General features: G+C 45.6%; 19 protein-coding genes. 11 read left to right on the top strand and 8 right to left on the bottom strand.

What is annotated here, in order from left to right:
- Window positions 1-162: 162 nt before the first annotated feature.
- The 4 genes from ACLWBD_RS04615 (at window position 163) to nrdD (ending at window position 4,597) form a co-directional block, all read left to right on the top strand.
- Complete coding sequence (locus tag ACLWBD_RS04615; RefSeq protein WP_413569733.1) at window positions 163-1,452, top strand: prenyltransferase/squalene oxidase repeat-containing protein; 1,290 nt, start codon at window positions 163-165, stop codon at window positions 1,450-1,452.
- Between the two features lie 113 nt (window positions 1,453-1,565).
- Window positions 1,566-2,201, top strand: a complete 636-nt coding sequence (locus ACLWBD_RS04610; protein ID WP_063208914.1) for a Crp/Fnr family transcriptional regulator — start codon at window positions 1,566-1,568, stop codon at window positions 2,199-2,201.
- Window positions 2,202-2,295: 94 nt separating this feature from the next.
- Window positions 2,296-2,742: an anaerobic ribonucleoside-triphosphate reductase activating protein gene (gene nrdG, locus ACLWBD_RS04605; RefSeq protein WP_063208912.1), complete on the top strand. Its 447-nt coding sequence runs from the start codon at window positions 2,296-2,298 to the stop codon at window positions 2,740-2,742.
- 16 nt (window positions 2,743-2,758) lie between these two features.
- On the top strand, window positions 2,759-4,597 hold the full coding sequence (nrdD, locus tag ACLWBD_RS04600; RefSeq protein WP_413569732.1) for an anaerobic ribonucleoside-triphosphate reductase: 1,839 nt from the start codon (window positions 2,759-2,761) through the stop codon (window positions 4,595-4,597).
- Here the strand turns inward: nrdD and ACLWBD_RS04595 are convergent.
- Window positions 4,509-5,660, bottom strand: coding sequence for an NnrS family protein (locus tag ACLWBD_RS04595; protein WP_413569730.1), 1,152 nt, complete (start codon window positions 5,658-5,660; stop codon window positions 4,509-4,511). The genes nrdD and ACLWBD_RS04595 overlap by 89 nt on opposite strands.
- Before the next feature lie 134 nt (window positions 5,661-5,794).
- On the opposite strand from ACLWBD_RS04595, the gene ACLWBD_RS04590 reads away from it, so the two are divergent.
- Window positions 5,795-6,529, top strand: coding sequence for a Crp/Fnr family transcriptional regulator (locus tag ACLWBD_RS04590; protein ID WP_413569729.1), 735 nt, complete (start codon window positions 5,795-5,797; stop codon window positions 6,527-6,529).
- Window positions 6,468-6,983: a hypothetical protein gene (locus ACLWBD_RS04585; protein ID WP_253696889.1), complete on the top strand. Its 516-nt coding sequence runs from the start codon at window positions 6,468-6,470 to the stop codon at window positions 6,981-6,983. The genes ACLWBD_RS04590 and ACLWBD_RS04585 overlap by 62 nt, the downstream gene beginning before the upstream one ends.
- Here the strand turns inward: ACLWBD_RS04585 and ACLWBD_RS04580 are convergent.
- The 4 genes from ACLWBD_RS04580 to nirK all read right to left on the bottom strand — a co-directional run bounded on the left by ACLWBD_RS04580 (window position 6,980) and on the right by nirK (window position 10,021).
- Window positions 6,980-7,240 (bottom strand): DUF2249 domain-containing protein, encoded by a 261-nt coding sequence (locus ACLWBD_RS04580; protein ID WP_063208902.1) that lies wholly within the window; start codon window positions 7,238-7,240, stop codon window positions 6,980-6,982. The genes ACLWBD_RS04585 and ACLWBD_RS04580 overlap by 4 nt on opposite strands.
- Before the next feature lie 66 nt (window positions 7,241-7,306).
- Window positions 7,307-7,846, bottom strand: coding sequence for an SCO family protein (locus tag ACLWBD_RS04575; protein ID WP_063208900.1), 540 nt, complete (start codon window positions 7,844-7,846; stop codon window positions 7,307-7,309).
- The gene (locus ACLWBD_RS04570) at window positions 7,843-8,604 is read right to left on the bottom strand and encodes a formylglycine-generating enzyme family protein (protein ID WP_413569726.1); all 762 of its coding nucleotides are present in this window, start codon (window positions 8,602-8,604) and stop codon (window positions 7,843-7,845) included. The genes ACLWBD_RS04575 and ACLWBD_RS04570 overlap by 4 nt, the downstream gene beginning before the upstream one ends.
- Window positions 8,605-8,611: 7 nt before the next feature.
- On the bottom strand, window positions 8,612-10,021 hold the full coding sequence (gene nirK / locus ACLWBD_RS04565; RefSeq protein WP_413569724.1) for a copper-containing nitrite reductase: 1,410 nt from the start codon (window positions 10,019-10,021) through the stop codon (window positions 8,612-8,614).
- Between the two features lie 188 nt (window positions 10,022-10,209).
- Here nirK and ACLWBD_RS04560 point away from each other — a divergent pair, with 188 nt between their 5' ends.
- Window positions 10,210-12,597: an MHYT domain-containing protein gene (locus ACLWBD_RS04560; RefSeq protein WP_413569723.1), complete on the top strand. Its 2,388-nt coding sequence runs from the start codon at window positions 10,210-10,212 to the stop codon at window positions 12,595-12,597.
- On the opposite strand, the gene ACLWBD_RS04555 is transcribed toward ACLWBD_RS04560, so the two are convergent.
- Window positions 12,572-13,258: an HAD family hydrolase gene (locus ACLWBD_RS04555; RefSeq protein ID WP_413569721.1), complete on the bottom strand. Its 687-nt coding sequence runs from the start codon at window positions 13,256-13,258 to the stop codon at window positions 12,572-12,574. The two genes, ACLWBD_RS04560 and ACLWBD_RS04555, sit on opposite strands and share 26 nt — an antisense overlap.
- 197 nt (window positions 13,259-13,455) lie before the next feature.
- Between ACLWBD_RS04555 and ACLWBD_RS04550 the strand changes: the two genes are divergently transcribed.
- Window positions 13,456-13,827 (top strand): hypothetical protein, encoded by a 372-nt coding sequence (locus ACLWBD_RS04550; RefSeq protein ID WP_413569719.1) that lies wholly within the window; start codon window positions 13,456-13,458, stop codon window positions 13,825-13,827.
- Between the two features lie 26 nt (window positions 13,828-13,853).
- On the opposite strand, the gene cmk is transcribed toward ACLWBD_RS04550, so the two are convergent.
- Together cmk and hisC are read right to left on the bottom strand one after the other, a co-directional pair.
- Window positions 13,854-14,507: a (d)CMP kinase gene (cmk, locus tag ACLWBD_RS04545; protein WP_413569717.1), complete on the bottom strand. Its 654-nt coding sequence runs from the start codon at window positions 14,505-14,507 to the stop codon at window positions 13,854-13,856.
- Window positions 14,508-14,531: 24 nt separating this feature from the next.
- The gene (gene hisC, locus ACLWBD_RS04540) at window positions 14,532-15,653 is read right to left on the bottom strand and encodes a histidinol-phosphate transaminase (protein WP_413569716.1); all 1,122 of its coding nucleotides are present in this window, start codon (window positions 15,651-15,653) and stop codon (window positions 14,532-14,534) included.
- Between the two features lie 93 nt (window positions 15,654-15,746).
- Between hisC and ACLWBD_RS04535 the strand changes: the two genes are divergently transcribed.
- Genes ACLWBD_RS04535 through msrA form a run of 3 tightly spaced genes read left to right on the top strand, consistent with a single transcriptional unit; the run spans window position 15,747 to window position 19,140 of the window.
- Entirely contained in the window at window positions 15,747-17,114 is a 1,368-nt protein-coding gene (locus ACLWBD_RS04535) for a hydantoinase/oxoprolinase N-terminal domain-containing protein (protein ID WP_063208888.1), read from the top strand.
- Window positions 17,111-18,508: a hydantoinase B/oxoprolinase family protein gene (locus tag ACLWBD_RS04530; RefSeq protein ID WP_063208886.1), complete on the top strand. Its 1,398-nt coding sequence runs from the start codon at window positions 17,111-17,113 to the stop codon at window positions 18,506-18,508. The genes ACLWBD_RS04535 and ACLWBD_RS04530 overlap by 4 nt, the downstream gene beginning before the upstream one ends.
- Before the next feature lie 53 nt (window positions 18,509-18,561).
- On the top strand, window positions 18,562-19,140 hold the full coding sequence (msrA, locus tag ACLWBD_RS04525) for a peptide-methionine (S)-S-oxide reductase MsrA (protein WP_413569714.1): 579 nt from the start codon (window positions 18,562-18,564) through the stop codon (window positions 19,138-19,140).
- Window positions 19,141-19,169: the final 29 nt, after the last annotated feature.

Genomic DNA, 19,169 nt, shown 5'->3' with positions numbered 1-19,169 from the left:
CCCCGCCTAAATTTCCCGAAAAATCCGCTACCCATGCGCCACTTCCGGCGAGTGAGTCCTTTTAGAATGTCCCGATTCCGCGGTTGTTTGCCAGCAAGAAGAAGCTCTTTTTCCTGACAAAGCCTCTGTTTTTGAAAAGCATATTTCAAATCAGGAGGCCTTGTGCAGGGAAGCTTAATTGGAATCTTGTTATTATTCGTTTCACTGAGCGCGCACGCTCGTCCTTATTTTGACAAACAGATTTCATCTGCTTTGGAGTTTATCGAGCACTATCAGACAACCGGGAACGATGGTTACGATTTAGGACAGTGGCGAGCGCGTGTGACGTCCTATGTACCTAGCGCGATCGGTGTCGGTAAGTTCAATGTCCCGTTTGAAGAGCCTACAGCCTTTGTCGCCTCTTCCGTCGCCAACGTGTTGGCAGAAATTTATCTGCACGACTCACGCTACACATTGATTCCACCGATGATCGATAAAACCATCGACGGCTTTCAAAAATATTATTGGGGATCTTTGTTCAACTTTTATCCTCCGGCGACTTTCAAGGGCGTCCGAGTTCGGCAACCGCGATATATGTATTTGGCGCCGCAGTGGAAAGGTTTTGCGAACATTCCGCCCGATGCAGATACGACTTCCGTGTCCTACACATTGATGCGCTATCGGGACATGATCGAAAATCGCGCCTCCCCCGATCTTCCATCGCAAGTGATAAATGCTTTTTCTTACGCGCGCGATTTAAACCGTGTGCCTCATGCTTACAACGCAGCTCAGGGACAGTTTAAAACCGGCGCGTTTTTAACTTGGTTGTGGGATGAGAAAAATCCCGAGATGCCTCGAAATATTTTTGCAGCTCCTCACCGCGGGACCCGAATTCCGTTTAACTTTAATGACGTGGACTGCGTGGTGAACGGCAATGTTTTAAAACTTCTGAATCTCGCACAAAAAACTTCAGGCCCGGGATACCGGGCTAGTTGCGATCATCTGAATCGTGTTGTCAGGAACAAGCAATTTTACTTCTGTGGAATGTACTATCCCAGCTACTATGCTCTGCCCTACACCATGGCAACGGCTCTTCAATCGGGAGTGTCTTGCCTAGAACCATCAAAAGAGAGGTTGATTAATTATATTATCAGCAAACAGCGCAAAGACGGCTCTTGGCGCAACAGCTTTTTAGCACGACCGGATTATATTCACTCAACGGCGTGGGCTCTTAATACACTCATCCTTCTGGGTGACTCCGAAAATGAACTGCATCGCGCACGCGTAAACAGAGGCGTTCGCTTTTTACTTTCTCAAGCACAGAAAGATTCCGGAGGACGAACTTATTGGGCTGGACAAGTATTTTATGCCGCCACTTTTATCGCACGCTACCCCGTCGTTTGGCGGTCTTCAGCTTACACCACGGCTTTATCAGCGAAAGCTTTACTTTTATCTGAACCTTATTTGAGATGACCTCCACCCAGGTTGGTAGATTCACTCAATTAGTTATCAGGCCCTTCTTATCAATTTCTATTCACAATAGAAATTGATAAGGTAGGGGTCCGGCACCCGTGAAGGAGACTTTTATGAGTGAAGCAAATAAACTGAATTGCCCCATCTGTTCTTCGCAGGAAGAAAAAGTGATCTCGGATTTACTTTCTTTTATGAAGAAAAAAAAGTTCGCGAAAAATTCGCTCGTCTTTGAAGCCGGTGAAGAGATCAATGGTCTTTATCTTATAACTAGCGGGTCTGTGAAAATTTCTAAGCTTTCTCCTTCAGGAAAAGAAATCGTCTTACAAATTCTCGGAGAAGGAAAAACTTTTGGTGAAGGCAGTGTCTTGGGTCAAGACCGCCACGGTGACACTTTTGTCGCAAATGAAAATACCGAAGTCATGTTCCTTCCTAAAAAAGAATTTCAAAATATCATTCAGTCCAATCTGTCTTTGTATCAAGCCGTCGTAGGTTCACTGATTAAATGGATGAACAATCTGGATGTGGTTATTGAAAACATCAACACCCCGTCTGCGAAGGATCGCGTGTGGCTTCATTTAGGACGTCTGCAAGAGCAACAAAAGACACCCGTCATAAAGCTAGACGGTAAGAAACACGATGTGGCTTTGATGTTGGGACTTCGTCCGGAAACTTTTTCCCGCGCTTTGGCCGAACTTGAAAGCGAAGGAAAAATTAAGATGAACCACAAGCAAATCCAACTGTTGTCATAAGCATCACTAGATACAGTGATGTTAATCATATTTTTGAACAATATGCAGTGATCGTAAAATTCTAAGGCCTATCCTTTCTTTACGGAAGGTGACCATGAACATCTACAAGTACGACATCGTCTTTCAAGAAGTACCCGATCAAATCAGCCTCGCCTTCTACGTTTGCGGCTGCCCCCTGAAATGCCCCGGCTGCCATTCTCCAGAACTCTGGACAGAAAAAACAGGCTCTCCACTCACGATGGACCTGCTGCACCAGCTTTTGGCGGATTATAAAAACAAAATCACCTGCGTTCTTTTCTTAGGTGGTGAATGGCACGCGAAAGACCTTATTTCGTTGCTCACTCATTGTCAGCAGCAGGGATTGCTCACAGCTCTTTATACGGGATTAGACGACATTCCTTCATCTATTAAAGATCATTTGGACTTCCTCAAAATCGGTCCGTGGCGTGCCGAGCTGGGCGGGCTGAACTCGCCGACGACCAATCAAAAATTTATCGATTTAAAAACCCAACAGACACTCAATCATCTTTTTCAAAGATAACAACCAAGGAGACAACATGCTTCGCCTGAACGAGCAACAGCTCAACACAAAAATTCAATTTATCGAAAACTACATTCGCGCCGCCAACGCCGCCGAAGGATCAAAGTTTGATGCCAATGCCAATGTCACTCATAAAAATATTGCGACGATGGAATCAGAACTGAATAAGGATATTAATATCCAAGTCAATCGCGCCTTGGTTCGCAAAAAAATTGAGGCTCTTTTCGGCAAGGAACTTGCCGATGAATACATCCGTCAAATCGAAGCCCATGAAATTTACGTGCATGACGAAACCTCACTGAAACCCTATTGCGCCTCCATCTCTATGTACCCCCTCTTGCTGGATGGATTAAAGAAATTGGGAGGAGAATCCCAAGCCCCTCAACACCTGGAAAGTTTCTGCGGCTGTTTTGTGAATCTGGTCTTTGCCATCTCGTCACAATTTGCTGGAGCCGTCGCGACCGTAGAGTGGCTGATGTATTTCGACCATTTTGCGCGCAAAGACTATGGTGACAAATATTTGGAAACTCACACGCGTCTTATTAACAATCATCTGCAACATGTGGTGTATGCCTTAAACCAACCCGCAGCTGCGCGCGGTTACCAATCCGTGTTTTGGAATATCTCGCTTTATGATGAGTCCTACTTTAAATCTCTTTTCGAAGATTTCGTATTCCCTGACGGCGACAGACCTTGCTGGAAAACGGTGGAAAAACTCCAAGCGCATTTCATGAGTTGGTTCAATCAAGAAAGAACCAAGGCGCTATTAACTTTTCCAGTCGTGACCGCCGCGATGCTGACCGGCGAACAAGGACCTTTGAATCCCAGCTTCGCCCACATGTGCGCCAAAGAGCTTAGCGAAGGCAATAGTTTCTTTATGTACATGAGCGACTCCGCCGACAGCTTGGCCAGCTGCTGTCGCTTGCGCAATGAGATCTCGGATCGCACCTTTAGCTATTCTTTAGGAGCAGGTGGCGTTGCTACAGGCTCTATCAATGTGATCACTTTGAATATGAATCGTCTGGTCCAAAAAAATTTGGATTTGCTTGAAGCGGTTCAAAAAATTCAGAAGTACCAAGTCGCTTATCGCAAATTAATGCAGGACTATTTCGATCACGGCCTTTTAACGGCGTACTCTGCGGGATTTATCACTCTCGATAAACAATTTCTGACAATCGGTATTAATGGCATGGTCGAAGCGGCAGAATATCTAGGCTATCAAGTTTCTAACAATGCTCGTTACAAAGCTTTCTTGAAACAGCAGCTGAAAACGATTTTTGATGCCAACCGTGCCGCGCGTGAAACTTATGGATATATGTTCAATACCGAGTTTGTTCCGGCAGAAAATCTAGGAGTCAAAAATTCGGCCTGGGATCGCGCCGACGGGTTAGCCGCTTCCAGAGAATGCTACAATTCTTATTTCTATGTCGTTGAAAACGACGACGTCAATGCTGTTGATAAAATGATTCTGCATGGGGCAGAAATGATGGAGTATCTTGACGGTGGATCCGCTTTGCATCTCAATCTTGAAGAAAAACTAACCGCTCAAGGATTTTACAAATTGATCCATGCTGCGGCCTTAACGGGATGCAATTACTGGTGCGTGAATGTGAAAATCACGATTTGCAATGAGTGTGAAGCCATCGACAAACGCACTCTGCATCACTGTTCTCAGTGTGGCAGCGAAAACGTCGATCATGCCACACGGGTCATTGGGTATTTGAAAAGGATCTCCTCGTTTAGTTCCGCTCGGCAGAAAGAAGCGGCTAAACGCTTTTATCATGTGAAGGCCCAACATGATAAATCTTGGGCAGGAACATCCAGCCCCAAACCAGAGCTCCAGCAATCCACGTAACCGCCGCGTACAAAAGATGGGACTGGTAAATATGCGGAGCCAGTCCCGCAGAAAAACGAGTCAGCCCCGCAAAGAAAAGCAAGAAAGCTCCGAGCCCCAAAAGCTTGGAGCTTTTTTCTAAAATCATATCGTGCTTACCGTGAGAAAGAATCACACGCACCGCGATCATAAATGTCATAAGCCCCATTCCAGAAACATAAACAATATGCAAAATATGAATGCGGAATGACGGTAAAAAGGCCAAGGCCCAAAACGCCACTAACAAGGACCAGCCAGAGATCCACAATCCCCAAGTCTGCACGCCTTGTCTTTGTGGGAACTTATGCAGTTTCCAGAATTTAAAACAAATCAGCGTCACGATCGCTGCTCTCAGAAGGGCTGCCCCTAAAATGTGCCCCTGGCTTTCACAAAAATAGCTCAGGACAAAAAAGCAAGAAAGTACCACAAACAGCCAACCCTGACGCGAAGTTTTATGCATCTCTGTAGGGAGTGGAGCCCAACCGAGTAAAGCTGGAATCAGTCTTGAGCCAACTCCCAAAATCAAACACATAATATAACATTGCAGAAAAAGACTTCTTCCCAAAAAATACAACTCTGAAGGAACGTTAAAGAACTCTCCAAGAAATAGAATGAAAGTTCCCGCGATGGCTGAAAGCAAACCGGCAGCAACGAAAATGAAAGAATCCGGTGGATTGCTTTTTCTTTGAAGAAATCTGCGCGCGCTGTAAAAAACTAAAAAGAAAAGGCAGAAGAGGACGGCCCCATAAAAAGCCGCTTTCTGAGGAATCAGTAAGCTTGCAAATAGTCCGGCGATTGCCAGAAGTGAAAAATTTTGTTCGCTCCGAGTAGGACCAAAAGTATTTGTGAAACGAGGAACGGCCGTCATCAGAAAACCGCAAACAAAGCACAGAAAGAATCCTCCCATCATAATCTCAGGATGACTAAAACCTGGATAGTTGACCAGCTTCCAAGGAAATAGAACCCATAAAACTACACCCCAGATTGATAAAAGCCAGCCCGCGGGAAAGAAAATTCGGTAAGCATCTAGTTGATTTTGTTCCATAATGAACTCCTGACTCCTCCTAGATTGGATGTCTTCGCAGAAAAAGAACATGATCCAGATCAAAATTGAGAAATATTGATCCCGATCATGTTGTTAGCAGGACATCAATGTCAGCCTTAATACAGGGAGACACTATGGATGAGATAGTCCGACGTTTAAAATCATTGGATGGATTCAATAAAGCCTCAGAACTTGAATTGAAGCAATGGGCTTCGTTCATGAGATGTGTCCGCCACTCTGCTCGCGAAGTGCTTTACCGCAAAAATGACAAGATCAACGACATCTTCATTCTTCTGTGCGGCTCGGTGCGAGTATATGATGCAGTTTCCACTTCGGAACGAAAGATTTTTAATTTTCTAGCTCGTGGAGAATATTTGGGAATAGCGATGGCGGGCTTGCCGACTCCACAGCATCCAGCAACTGTTCAATGCATTGAAGACTGCACTTTTATAAGCATGCCACTTTCAGTATATAACGATTTGCTAAAGAAAATGCCCGAAATTCGGGGTGTGGTAAACCGACAGATTTCTGAAAGATTTTTGGAATTACAAAACGACATTTGTATCTCTCATCAATTGACTCCCACTCGAGTTGCGGACCTTTTAATACGACTTTTAAAGAAACAAGATCTTTTAGGCAGCTATCGTCTGCAAATTCCATTAACCCGCTTAGATATCGCCGAACGCATCGGAGCTCAAAGCGAGACGGTGATTCGTATCCTTAGCCAGTGGACAAAACACGGTTGGATCCGCACTGATGATAGACACATTGAAATATTGAATCCGCAGATTCTGGAGGACATTCGCCATGGCAAAAATATTAGAAGAGCTTCGTCAGCAGCATCAAACGCTTCTGGACATGATCTCTGAAGATAGAGATATTTTTGATATCATCAAACTGGTCGAAAACATCCATCACCCTTTAGAAGAACAAGCGCTCTTTCCTTTGATTGCGAGCCATCCCCTCCTTCAAGAGGGCGGTCCTTTGTGCACATACTTTCGCGGCATGGAGTTGGACTTAAATCCGAAGTCTGCGGCGCAAGAACTCTTGAAGCAGGCTTATAGTCAGGGTTTACCTCGTCCCCATGCCTATCCGCAGTTTGATTGGTTGAATGAGCACAATCCTTTAAGCATGCCCATGGGTGAACATGTTTTAAGTGATGAACTGGCGCAAGCCCTTCTTTTTTTGAAGAACCGCCCCGAAGAAAAGCTGTATCAAGATTTTTTCGCTTCTTTAAAAAACGAGTACATCCGTCTATTGAAGCTGCATATCGCTAAAGAAGACGGATGCCTTTTTATTTTGTGTGAAAAACTTTTGTCTTAGCCGCCACAGAAACCGCAACAGCCTTCTTTTTTAAGTTTCGTCAGACGCAGTTTCCATGTCTCAGGTCCTTTTTCTAAGTACTCAGGTTGAAACTGTTCTTTGCGGTTTTCTTCGAATTGACGTAACAGAGGGACGGGATCGTGATTGTTGACGATCAGTATACTTTCACCCGCCTCCAAATTATCAAAGGTCTCAAAGATGTGACTGTGACGTTGTTGCGGTGGAATTTTTTGGGCTTCAATTACAAACTCTTTCATGATGTCTCCTTGATTCTAAGTTAAACCCATTTACAGCTTGCTTTCCTTGATCACGATCAAAACTCTTTACTTTTTCAGAGCCAGCACCATTTCTTCAGGTTTACCGTCAGCGCCTGTTTGTTGAAATTTAATTCTGCCTTTGTCATCCAATACAGAAATAATGAATGAGTGGTCGTAATCCCCTCCATCCATTTTTTTATACTTAATGCCTAAGACGTTCGCGACTTCACGAGGGGCTTTATCTGTCTTCGCTGTCCATAAAGACCATTTCTTACTGAGTTTTTTATCAGCTAGATATTTCTGCAGAACCGCGGGCGTATCGCGTTCATGGTCGAAACTGATCAGCAGGTAACGAACATCTGGGCGCCCTTGCTTATCCATTTCTTTCTCGATGTTCTGCATTTGTGCCAGTATCAGCGGACAGGTGTAGACACACCCTGTATAGGCCATCGAGATCACAACCGGACTTCCCTGCAAGTCCGTGAGCGAGACACTTTTGCCTTGTTCATTGAGAAATGCGGAATTTAAGTTGTAGATGGAATCATCGGGAAAACCTGCTCCCGACAACAGCCCTAAGAGTAGCAAAGGTAAAATATATTTTTTCATAATGGCTCCTTATCCTGGGCACAACGAAATCCCAGGTTCTGCACTGTATAGGCCGCCTTGAGGCTGCTGCGAAATGCATAGCGCATAAAGGCCGCATAGTCTGAGGGATCTGCGGCGCCCGCACTGCCGGCACCACAAAATAAATTCTTATCTAAAGCGGAATCCGCGCGGGACTCACCGGTGACAAGGGATGAGTTAAAGTCTTCGACCCACTCCCAGATAAGTCCATGTAAATCATAAATACCTGCTGAGTTCGCACGCCCGCTCATAACAGCAGGAAGTGGCCACTCTGACGACTTGCCATACCACTCTAAAATTAAGCTTTGAAGTGGAGGACCACCTGGAAAAGGAAAAAGAGCGACATATTCCCACTCTGCAATCGTTGGCAGCCTTCCGCCCTTCCAAAAGCAATAACTGCGGGCTGCGTACCAACTCACTTGAACCACCGGCATCTTGTCATAACGAGAATCCTCGTAAGAAAAATCATGGCTCCAATGATTCAGATAGTTTTTGTCGGCAAAAATTCTTTTAGTTTTTGATTTAGCCCATTCAGGATTCAGTTTTATAAATTCCAGAAATTCTTTATTCGTGACGGGATCGCGATCTAGATAAAACGCTTTTACCGGAATACTTTTTTTGCTTAAGACCGCCGGCATTTTGAATTCGCCGGCGGGTATAAGAACTCTGTCCGTAGCTTTCGCTAGACAAGGAAGCACTATCATCATTCCAGCAAGGATCCATCTTTGATAATGCTTCATAAGACACCTATTTCTTTCTTGCGGCTTTCACTTCTTGAGGAGAAACCGATTTTTTCGAATTTCCCCAGACGCTATAGACGTAAGTCAAAACATTGGCTGCTTCTTCATCACTCAACAACTGAGCTGGCATCACAGAGTTGTAGTCTTTGCCGTTCACCTTGATTTCTCCTTCAAGTCCGTTCACTACAGCCGAGATCGCCTTTTCTTTGTTGTTATTGAGGTAGTCCGATTTTGCCAATGGAGGGAATGCGCCTGGCAAACCTTGTCCATTCGTTTGGTGACAGGCGAAGCATGAAGACTCATAGATTCGTTTGCCGGCAGCAATACGGTCTTCCAAAGTTTTCGCGGGAATCAACTTAGGTTCTTTTGTGCTGATCTCTTGGATGACGCCGCCTTCAGGCAGGTAAATTCCGTCTTTAGTTTTTCCAGAATAGACGTCTTTGTCAGCATCCCCTTCGACCTTCAACATTCCCAACGCTCCTTTGTTGAAAGCTCTGAAAATCGAGTGATCGACGAGGATGTAAGTGCCTGTAGTTTGAATCTTAAAGTCAACGATGGCCGAACCACCAGCGGGAATCAAAGTTGTCTGCACGTTCTCATTAATCAGCTTACCTCCTTCGACATAAACCTTGTCGAAGATTTCGCCGATGACGTGGAAAGAAGACACCAGATTCGGACCGCCATTACCGACAAACAGGCGTACAGTCTCGCCTGTTTTAGCTTTCATCGCATTGTCCCCGGCAAGTGCGCCCACACTGCCGTTAAAGACCACGTAGTCGGCTTTTTCTTCCACGGCTTTGGCCATGCTGAAAGGCTGCAAGCCTGGTGATCCATATTTGCCTTTAGTGTAGAACTCACTTTGCATGACGTAAAACTCGCGATCCACTTTGGGTAAACCCTCTTTGGGTTCTACCAAGATCAATCCATACATTCCGTTAGCGATATGCATACCCACTGGCGCTGTCGCACAGTGATAAACATAGAGGCCCGGATTCAAGGCCTTAAAGCTGAAAGTCGAGCTGTGACCGGGAGCCGTGAAACTTCCCTCTGCTCCACCACCTTGCCCTGTCACCGCATGCAAATCGATATTATGGGGTAATTTACTGGAAGGATGATTGTGCAGGTGAAACTCCACATGGTCCCCTTCGCGAATGCGAATGAACTTACCGGGAACTTTGCCTCCGAATGTCCAGAATGTGTAATCCACTCCGTCGGCCAGTCTCATTTTAATTTCTTTAGTTTCTAGATTAACAATAACTTTTGTCGCGTGCTTCCTTTGAATGGGAGGTGGCACAGCCGGCGCATCCGTCAATACGGCCACTTCTTCCCCTTTGATGTTTTCAGATGCCCAAGCCCCCTGAGCGGCGAGGCTTAGAATCGCCAGTGTTCCAATTGTGAACGTCTTCAGTGATGACATACATAACTCCTTGTCTGAAGGATCAGCTATGTCATCTGCTAAGAAAATGATCCGGGTCATTTTTCAAAAAATCCACCCTCCTCCCTGTATCAAAATAGGGCTGTCGTCACGAATTGCACTTTAACACAAACACACCCGTGATTAGACAAAACACTAACCCGTTTTTGTACCAGTGCTAGTATGGGGATATGGAGATGCAAACTGTTTGGAGTCCAGGACTTATTGCCCTATCGATTGTCGTTGCCACGATGGCTTCTTACGTCGCGCTGGATATTATTCTTCGCATACAGCAAACCTTGGGGCGCTCAAGTCTTTACTGGCTTTCGATCGGTGCCATCGTCATGGGTATCGGCATTTGGAGCATGCATTTCATCGGCATGTTAGCTTTGAAAATGCCGGGAATGGAGATGGCCTATGACGTCTGGCTTTCGATACTTTCCATTGTCGTTGCGATCAGTGCATCGGGCTTAGCATTCTTCATCATCAGTCGAAAAAAAGTTCCTCTTTATTCCATCATTCTTGGCGGCTTGGTAATGGCGGTGGCCATTGCGGGTATGCACTACATTGGCATGGCCTCTATGCGCATGCCTGCAAGAATCATTTGGGATTATTCTTTGGTGGCGTTATCAGTGGTGATTGCGGCGATTGCTTCTTTCGCTGCTTTAGGAGTTTCTTTAAAATTTAGAACTTCAAAAAGCCCTTTCATCCTTCACGTCTTCGCAAGCTTGTTGATGGGAGCCGCTGTTTCTGGAATGCACTATGTAGGTATGGAGGCCGCCACTTTTGAACATCTTCACGACTATCCCTCTTTTGCAGGGGCCGTCTTAGGCACTAACACATTGGCATATGTGGTGGGTGGGCTGACTTGCATGATATTAATCATCGCACTGACTGGTTCTATCTTTGATCGTATTTTAGTTCGCCGTGAACAAGAAGCTGATGAAGTGATCCGCACTCGGGAAGCCCAGCTGCGAGAAGCTCAGGCCATTGCTCATGTCGGAAGTTGGGATTGGAATACCATTGATAATTCGGTTTCACTATCAGATGAAATGTACGCCATTTTGTCGATGGAAAAAATCGGCTCAATAGTGAACATTCACGATATTTTTCGATTAGTCAGCCCCGAAGACCGTCATCGAGTCGAAGTGGCCTTTAAAGAATGTTTAATTCATAAATCCTATCTGGATATTGACTATAAGATTCTTCCAGCAAAAACGATTTCTCGCTTCGTGCAAAGTCGGGGACGTGTTCTTTTAGACAATGAGGGTAATGTCGTACGCATGCTGGGTACCACTCAGGATATTACCGATCGCAAAGCCATTGAAGAAAAGCTGATTCAAGCTCAGGTCGAGCTTGAACGGCGCGTGGAAGATCGCACCGCAGAATTAAATAAATCCTTTGAACGAGAAAAAAAGGCGAAAGAAGTGGCGCAAGCAGCAACTCAAGCCAAGATGCAATTTTTAGCAAATATGAGTCACGAAATTCGCACGCCTATGAATGCGATATTGGGATTTGCCGATCTTCTTTCCACAGAACCATTAAATGCCGAACAGAAAGAACACTTGTCGCGCATTCAAGCCAATGGCAGTCAGCTTTTACGTCTGATTGATGATATTCTGGATCTTTCAAAATTTGAAGCCGGCAAAGTCCCCATAGAAAAATCCGCATTCAGCTTTACGGAACTTATTGATGAAGTTGTCAGTTCTTTGCGGCTGTTAGCCGAGCAAAAGAAAATTCAAATCCACGTGATCAAACAAAGTTCTTTACCGAAAAAAATTTGTTCTGATCAACTGCGCTTAAGACAGATCTTAGTGAATCTGATTGGGAACTCCATTAAGTTTTCCGAAAAAGGAGTTATCACCTTGCGCCTGAAAGCCGAGCACATCTATGACAAAAACGTTCTTTACGTCGAAGTCGAAGACACTGGGGTCGGCATTTCGACCGACGGTCAGAAAAAACTCTTTCAACCCTTCAGTCAGGCCGATAGCTCTATCGCCAGAAAGTTCGGTGGCACGGGACTGGGTCTGATCCTTTCTCGCCATATCGCGAAATCGTTAGGCGGAGATCTGATTCTAGAAAAGAGCGAACTGGGTAAAGGAAGCACATTCCTTCTGAGCATCACCTCCGAAGATGAAGATCACTTGCAGGGAATTAAGGAAGCCGAGAAGAAAAACGCAGCTAGTCCTGACCCCGCCATCGTCGTCGATGGTCATGAAAAAAGTATTCTGCTGGCAGAGGACATGCCTGACAACGAACTCTTGATCCGACATTTCCTTAAAAACAGTCACTTCCGTGTCGAATCCGCCGTCAACGGTTATGAAGTCATTGATAAGGCATTCCAAGACAACTTCGACGTGATTTTAATGGACGTGCAGATGCCGGGTCTTGACGGCCTTGAGGCCACGCGACGTCTGCGTGCGCAAGGTTACAAGAAGCCGATCATTGCTTTGACGGCACACGCTCTGCCCGAAGAAATCGACAATTCCATCGCCGCTGGTTGCGACGCGCATTTAACCAAGCCCGTAAATCGTGCGGCCCTGCTGCACAAGATCAACGATGTTTTGAATCACCACTGATTTCAGGACGGCCGTTTTTCTCCAAGTGCCACAAAAAGTCTTCGGGGTCGCGATAAATAGCCACGGCTCCGGATAAATCTTTGGCGCTCCAGCCGCCACAGGTCAACGCGATGGTTTCGACGCCCGCTTTTTTGGCGGCGATAATATCATAAGGCGTATCGCCCAACATCACGGCATTGGAAGCCGGGATCTGCAGTTTTTTTAAAGCGGCCTGGATAATATCAGGTGCGGGCTTAGAAACTTCGACATCATCTTTTGAAGTTCTTTGTGGCAAAAGATCATCCACGTGAGCCATCTTAAGCAAGCCTTGCAAATCTTCCTTTGAAGATGAGCTTGCCACGACCATCTTCACACCTTCTTGCTGGAAGAACTGAATCAACTGACGAGTTTTTTTAAAGGGTTTCAAATAAGGCAAATACTCGATCTGAAAAATTTCGGATCTTCGACGGGAAATCTTTTTTCCTTTTTTACTGTCTTCTTCGATATCACTGACCGCAGGCAAGAGGTTGTCTCCACCCATTCCAATTTTTTCGCGGACTTCGGCATAGGTGGTGACAATGCCATACTCCCCTAAGGCGCGAACCCAGGATTCGGCGTGAGCATGATTGCTATCAATCAAAGTTCCATCCACATCTAAAATAATTCCGCGAAGTGTTTTCATAGAACTATTAAAAAAGAAGGCCGTTTAAATTCCAAAACTCTTAACTGGGCACTGACTAAAAACAGAGCGGGTTTTTGAGTTTTTTTCATGCCTGTGCAGGCCTTGGGCGTCACTTCGGGAACCTTCCCCCGTTATACGTCAGCTGACAGGGCACAGAGCTTGTATAGTGGATAAGTACAGTTTTTTCGGAGGCCTCTATGACACGCAAATCTTTAAGCTTATTCCTTCTGACAATGTCATTTGCCGGTGCGGCCTCTGCAACAAACGAAGTTGTCGTCAGCTGTCGCGATTACAATATTTCTTTAACTGATTTTGGTGATATCGCGGTTGAACCTGCGCAAAAAACTGAAAGCCCCACCGTCATTGCCATTCACCACGAAAATCAATTGCTTAAAAATGATGGCGACGGTCTTCACATCATAGGCAGTAAAAAAAGAATGGGTATGATCACAGCGAAACAATCGCTGGAAGTGAATTATAAAACAGGCCGTGGCATCTTCACGGATTACACTGTTATGCAAGGTCCCGCTAACGGCAAAAAAATCCTTTTGGAATCCTGCCGTCGCTAAGCCAGAAATCCCCTGGCACCTTTTGGTTAAATTTTATTTTTGACGTATTCGACGACTTTGTCGACGACTTGTTCAAGATTGAGAGCTGTTGTATCCACCACCAACGCATCATCAGGAACAGTCATAGGAGCTACTTTGCGAGTAGAGTCTTGATGGTCACGCTGTTGCTGCGCTTTAACCATATCGTCTTGAGCAAGGCCCAACTCAGCCGCACGACGAGCGGCGCGGTGTTCACTGTTCGCTGTAAGATAAACTTTGGCTTCCGCTTCAGGAAAAACAACAGTTCCGCAATCACGGCCTTCAGCCACCAAACCTTGGGGACCACTGCTGCAGTTTCTTTGTGCTTCCAAAAGAGCTTTGCGCACTTCGGGATAGTGACTGACTTTACTAGCGAAATTACCCACGTCTTCGTGAGCAATCAAATCAGTGACATCTTGGTCTTTGAAAAAAACTTTCGTGCGATCATGCTCCATACGCACGCTCCATACCGGATTGTGCGTAAGGTCTGTTAATGACTTCACGTCATCAAGATCGATTTGCAATTGAAGAGCGGCGAAGGCCAAACCACGATAGAAAGCTCCGGTAGAAACCCATTGCCAGCCCAAACGACGAGCAAGTTCTCTACTCACAGAAGATTTCCCAGAGGCCGCAGGGCCATCAATCGTAATAACCATTCCCATTTACTCTCCAACTAGGGCGTTGTCTTACGACAGCGCCGGTATTTCTTTGAGCACTTCTGCCAAGGCTGCAATCGCCGCTTGGTTTTCATGATCAAGGCCTACACTCAAACGCAGATGCGTCTTGAACCCGTAGTTCAATAGCGGTCTCATAATAATTCCACGACGTAACAAGGCTTCATTCACCTTGGCGGCGTCGCGAAGGGTGTCAAACATGACAAAGTTCCCTTGAGATGGAATGTAAGGCAGGCCTAATTCTTCTAACTTCTTATAGAAGTAATCAAGCCCTTTCCAGCAAATCTGCTGCGAACGCTCAATAAATTCTTTATCTTGCAGAGCCGCATTTGCCGCGACCTGCGCTAAATCGTTGACATTAAACGGTTTGCGCACACGGTTAAAGACCTCCACAACCTCCGGCGGAGCCACCATGGCGCCAATGCGGAATCCCGCCAAACCATAGATTTTAGAGAAAGTACGTAGCACGATCAGGTTTTTATATGTGCTGATGTATTTTTGAGCAGACACATAATCAGAGGCACGAACAAACTCGTTATAAGCCTCGTCAAAAATAATCATCACATCATCGCGATTGCCCAGCTTTTCCAGGAAAGCTTCGACCTCTTGTTTGGGCGCATAAGTTCCCGTGGGATTGTTCGGATTTGAAACGAAGATAAGGCGAATATTTTGCTCAGGGTGAGCGAAGAAATATTCAGCAATCGCTGCTAAATCAAAGCGATAGCCCTCTTTCATTGGAACTTTACGAATCACCGCTCGGTTGGCAGGAGCACTGACTTCGTAAGCATTAAAAGCCGCTACGGACGTCAAAACGCCATCCTGGGGCTCACAGTAAATGCGAGTTAATAGATCAATGAGTTCATCACTTCCGTTGCCAATCGCCAATTGTTTGGTTGGAACTCCCCACTCTTTAGAAAGCGTTTGCAATAGCTCATAGTGAGAAGGATCTGGGTAAAGATTTTGATGATCCAGAGCTCTTTTAACCGCTTCCATGGCTTTAGGGCTGGGACCCAGGGGATTTTCGTTACTTGCCAGTTTATAAACTGTCGTTAAACCGTATTCGCGTTGCGTTTCTGAAATCGGCTTGCCAGGTTTATAGGGAACCAGGTTTAGAATTTCGGGAGAAATCTTCACTTTAGAATCCTTTGCTTACAGACTTTATTTTGGTATACCTGTGCGTCTAGCTTTAACATATTCCAGAGTATTTTCAATAGAGAGCGTTTAAAAATGCAAAACCGTTTCTTGTTAGGGGTGAGCGTTGGTGAGTCCTTCGCTGAGTACTCGCTTCTGTCAGATACAAAACCAGTAGCGCAAAAAAGAGTTTATCTTGCGCGCGAAAGTCTTAAACAAAGCCTGTCCCAATTCGTTAACGACAACGCCGGACAAAAACCCACTCAAGCTTTTGTGAGCTTGCGCCTGCCAAAAAAACTTTTGAGCTACGAGCTCAGTGGAGCGGTGGCACATATCACGACCGAAGGATTCGAACACTGGTTGCACCTTTGCGCGAAATCGCCCGAACAGACCCTGACAAGCAAAGATTTGCTGTTCTCTGTGAAAGAGCGTGTTCTGGCCAATGGCACCGTTGAAATTCCGTTAGATATAAATGACCTTGAACCCGTTGTTGCAAAACTGCAGATGATGGACTGTAAGAAAGTGTGCTTGCACTTCTTACACTCAGCCACTCATCCCGCGAATCTTCAGGTGGCCAAAAACTATCTGCAAGAAAAAGGTTTGGAAGTCTTCACTCCCGAAAATAATGACAACCCTCATGAGGTCAGTCGTTGGAACAAAAACGCGCTGAATGCGACGATCTCCAGCGTCTTTACTGATCGCAAAGCAGAAATCGTCGCCGCATTAGAGGGCGTTCTATCAAAAGAAGAAATTTACTTCCTGAATTCTTCCGGGAAGCTGTTCCAGGAAGATTCTTCGCAAAATGTGAACAGTTTATTTTCTGCAGGGACGGCTTTAGGTCATTACTTTGGCGCTTTAAAAAAAGCCGATGTCTTGTACTTGGGTCTTGAAAGCTTCTTGCTGATTTCAGGTTCTTCCTGGAGTTCTTCTTGGGAAAGCCCTTGGGGCGCCGTCGAAGTGCCTCACTTAAAAACCATTGAGCTGGGCGTGCAGCCGACCTTGGGCATCGCTTTAAACACCTTTGGTCGATTTGATTTTAGTAAAACTCAAGAAGGCTGGGAGCCTGGTCCGATGTTCTTGGGGCGCGGGCAAAAACCTGCGCTTTTAGACTTATGGGCTGAAAATGCGAAGCTAACGAAGCTTCCAGGATTGGAAGATCGCTTTTCCCCGCAAGGCATTCAGCGCTTTAAAAATTCTTTCTTCGCTCTTTCTAAAATCAGCCAAACACGCGACAGCGATATTTCACATCTGACAAAAGAAATGCAAAGTCTGACCTTGCAAAGACTTGCGATGGAAGCCTACTTGAACCGCCAAAGCGAAAAATTGGTTGTGACCGGGCCTTTGGCAACAGTGTTTGCAAATGCATTCAAAAAAGATTCTCACACGTTGATTGAAACAGAAGAGTTCAGCGAGTCCTACGCAACAGCTCTTTGCGGTCACAAAGCCTTGCAGGAGTCATTATGAGTTATCAAATTGAACTTCTTCACTCTCTTTTAAACGACTTCTTGCAAGGTGAAGCGGCACTTTTGACTATTGAAGGCGATGTTTTGGCAGTCAAAGGTCAAGATCCTGTCACTTATGGAACTTTGACGACGGCCGCGAACACGGCCAGCAAATACCTCAAATTGGAAGAAGGCGACATTGCTCTTCTGAATGACCCTTATAGTGGCGGCAGTGTTCTTTGCGATATGACTTTTGTGATGGCTGTGTCTGAGGACCTCTTGTGGGTGACTCGTCAGTCCATCAATAAATCTGTGCGCATCACGAAATCGGTTGAGGAAGAAGGATTGCGTATTCCGCCAACTCCCCTTCGCCAAAAAAATCAGATCAATGAAATGATTCTGTCGGCGATGCAAGCGCATCCCGCCTGCCCGCCTCAGTTTGTCGAATGGATTAAAGAACAAATTAAAACTTTGACGGTAAAAGCTAAAAAATTACATGAAGCCATTGAGCTGACGGGCTTCACGATCACTGGCGAGTTGATCGAAGAATATTTAGAGCTTTCCAAACATGCCGCAGTTCAAAGAATCAGCGAACGAGCGTCTGGGGAAGCCCGTGTCGATATCGTTTTAGACAGCGGTGAGCTATTGCGTATGAATATGGAAATCCACGATGGAAAAATCTCGTTGGATTTCAGCGGCACAACAGCGGCAAAAACCGTGTCGTTAACGGAGTCAGCGACTTATGGAGCTTGCTTCCACGCTTTAAGCCGTTTCTATGGCTTTGATCAATTTGCCAATAGCGGATCGTTTTCAATTTTGCAAATCACGAAGCCTACAGGTTGCTGGCTTGTGGGAAAATACCCGGCACCGACATACAAAGGTATGACTTGTGGTGTAGCGGCGATAAAAACAGCGATGGAACTAACGCTGTCTCAGATCCATCATAAAAATGAAAAGGCTTTATCTAGTCATTGTCCTCTGCACTTCGATCTTCAGCACAAAGAACAGCACGCGCTTTTGACTTTGCCCGGAGGTAAAGGAGCTCGTTCTGATCAAGAAGGTGAAGCTGCACTCATAAAACCATTTTCAATTGAACAAATGGAACGCGATTTTCCAGTGAAAGTTCAGCGCGTGGACTCACGTCACTCTGCCGGCGGAAAAGGAAAACACAACGGCGGGCGTGGCATAATCGTTAAGTTGGAAGTGCGTGATGAAGTTGAAGCCGCTTGGCTGACGGATCTCACGTTGCACCGCCCGCGCATCCCTAAGAATTGCAGTCACGGCGATGCCAGCGAAATGTCTTTGGAACGCGCCGGAGAACACACAGCACTTCCCGTATTGGGACAGCAAAAGTTCCAGGCCGGAGACGTCCTCACATTATGTTCTGGTTCTGGCGGCGGTTTCGGAAAAGAATAGTGTCAATTTACAGGGGCTAGTAAGCCCCTTGTGTTAAGTGCTAAGATAGAAGAATGAAATACTTAATAGCATTTTTATTATTCTTAGGTCTTAGTACATCTTTAGCGAAAACGCAGAAGAAAGGCACTCCTATGGCAACAACTGAAATTTCCTATCTTGCAGGCGGCTGTTTCTGGGGCATGGAAGATTTGATTCGCAAACTTCCTGGAGTTGTAGAAACGGAAGTGGGATATATGGGTGGCGATACTAAAAACGCCACTTATAATATTGTGAAAACCGGCACGACAAACCACGCAGAAACGGTTAAAGTCGTTTTTGATCCAAAAAAATTAAAGTACGAAGATCTTCTTCTGTTCTTCTTTAAAATTCACGACCCAACCACGGTGAATCGTCAAGGCAACGATATTGGAACCCAATATCGTAGTGCAATTTTTTATACTTCAGAGACGCAGCGGGAAGATGCCGAGCGCATCAAAGTCCGCGTGGAAAAATCTGCAGCTTGGGGACAATCTTTGGCAACCCAAATCGTGAAGGCCGGTGAGTTCTGGAAAGCTGAGGAATATCATCAGGATTACCTCGAAAAGAACCCCGCTGGCTACACTTGCCATTTCGAACGCAAAATCCAGTTCTAGTAATATAGGTTACAATTCCGAAAGGCTCC

Source organism: Bdellovibrio sp. HCB117 (assembly GCF_047305915.1).
Taxonomy (GTDB): Bacteria; Bdellovibrionota; Bdellovibrionia; order Bdellovibrionales; family Bdellovibrionaceae; genus Bdellovibrio; species Bdellovibrio bacteriovorus_B.
Note: the sequence above shows the minus strand (reverse complement) of the source record. Positions and strands in the feature narration are given on the sequence as shown.

Bases quoted from the DNA above. Each gene is read 5' to 3' on its own strand.
- ACLWBD_RS04570 (WP_413569726.1), bottom strand. From the start codon at position 8,604: ATGAAGCATTATCAAAGATGGATCCTTGCTGGAATGATGATAGTGCTT.
- ACLWBD_RS04535 (WP_063208888.1), top strand. From the start codon at position 15,747: ATGCAAAACCGTTTCTTGTTAGGGGTGAGCGTTGGTGAGTCCTTCGCT.
- cmk (WP_413569717.1), bottom strand. From the start codon at position 14,507: ATGGGAATGGTTATTACGATTGATGGCCCTGCGGCCTCTGGGAAATCT.
- nirK (WP_413569724.1), bottom strand. From the start codon at position 10,021: ATGTCATCACTGAAGACGTTCACAATTGGAACACTGGCGATTCTAAGC.
- msrA (WP_413569714.1), top strand. From the start codon at position 18,562: ATGAAATACTTAATAGCATTTTTATTATTCTTAGGTCTTAGTACATCT.
- ACLWBD_RS04550 (WP_413569719.1), top strand. From the start codon at position 13,456: ATGACACGCAAATCTTTAAGCTTATTCCTTCTGACAATGTCATTTGCC.
- ACLWBD_RS04590 (WP_413569729.1), top strand. From the start codon at position 5,795: ATGGATGAGATAGTCCGACGTTTAAAATCATTGGATGGATTCAATAAA.
- ACLWBD_RS04560 (WP_413569723.1), top strand. From the start codon at position 10,210: ATGGAGATGCAAACTGTTTGGAGTCCAGGACTTATTGCCCTATCGATT.
- ACLWBD_RS04595 (WP_413569730.1), bottom strand. From the start codon at position 5,660: ATGGAACAAAATCAACTAGATGCTTACCGAATTTTCTTTCCCGCGGGC.
- ACLWBD_RS04555 (WP_413569721.1), bottom strand. From the start codon at position 13,258: ATGAAAACACTTCGCGGAATTATTTTAGATGTGGATGGAACTTTGATT.
- ACLWBD_RS04585 (WP_253696889.1), top strand. From the start codon at position 6,468: ATGGCAAAAATATTAGAAGAGCTTCGTCAGCAGCATCAAACGCTTCTG.
- nrdG (WP_063208912.1), top strand. From the start codon at position 2,296: ATGAACATCTACAAGTACGACATCGTCTTTCAAGAAGTACCCGATCAA.
- nrdD (WP_413569732.1), top strand. From the start codon at position 2,759: ATGCTTCGCCTGAACGAGCAACAGCTCAACACAAAAATTCAATTTATC.
- ACLWBD_RS04610 (WP_063208914.1), top strand. From the start codon at position 1,566: ATGAGTGAAGCAAATAAACTGAATTGCCCCATCTGTTCTTCGCAGGAA.
- ACLWBD_RS04580 (WP_063208902.1), bottom strand. From the start codon at position 7,240: ATGAAAGAGTTTGTAATTGAAGCCCAAAAAATTCCACCGCAACAACGT.
- ACLWBD_RS04530 (WP_063208886.1), top strand. From the start codon at position 17,111: ATGAGTTATCAAATTGAACTTCTTCACTCTCTTTTAAACGACTTCTTG.
- ACLWBD_RS04575 (WP_063208900.1), bottom strand. From the start codon at position 7,846: ATGAAAAAATATATTTTACCTTTGCTACTCTTAGGGCTGTTGTCGGGA.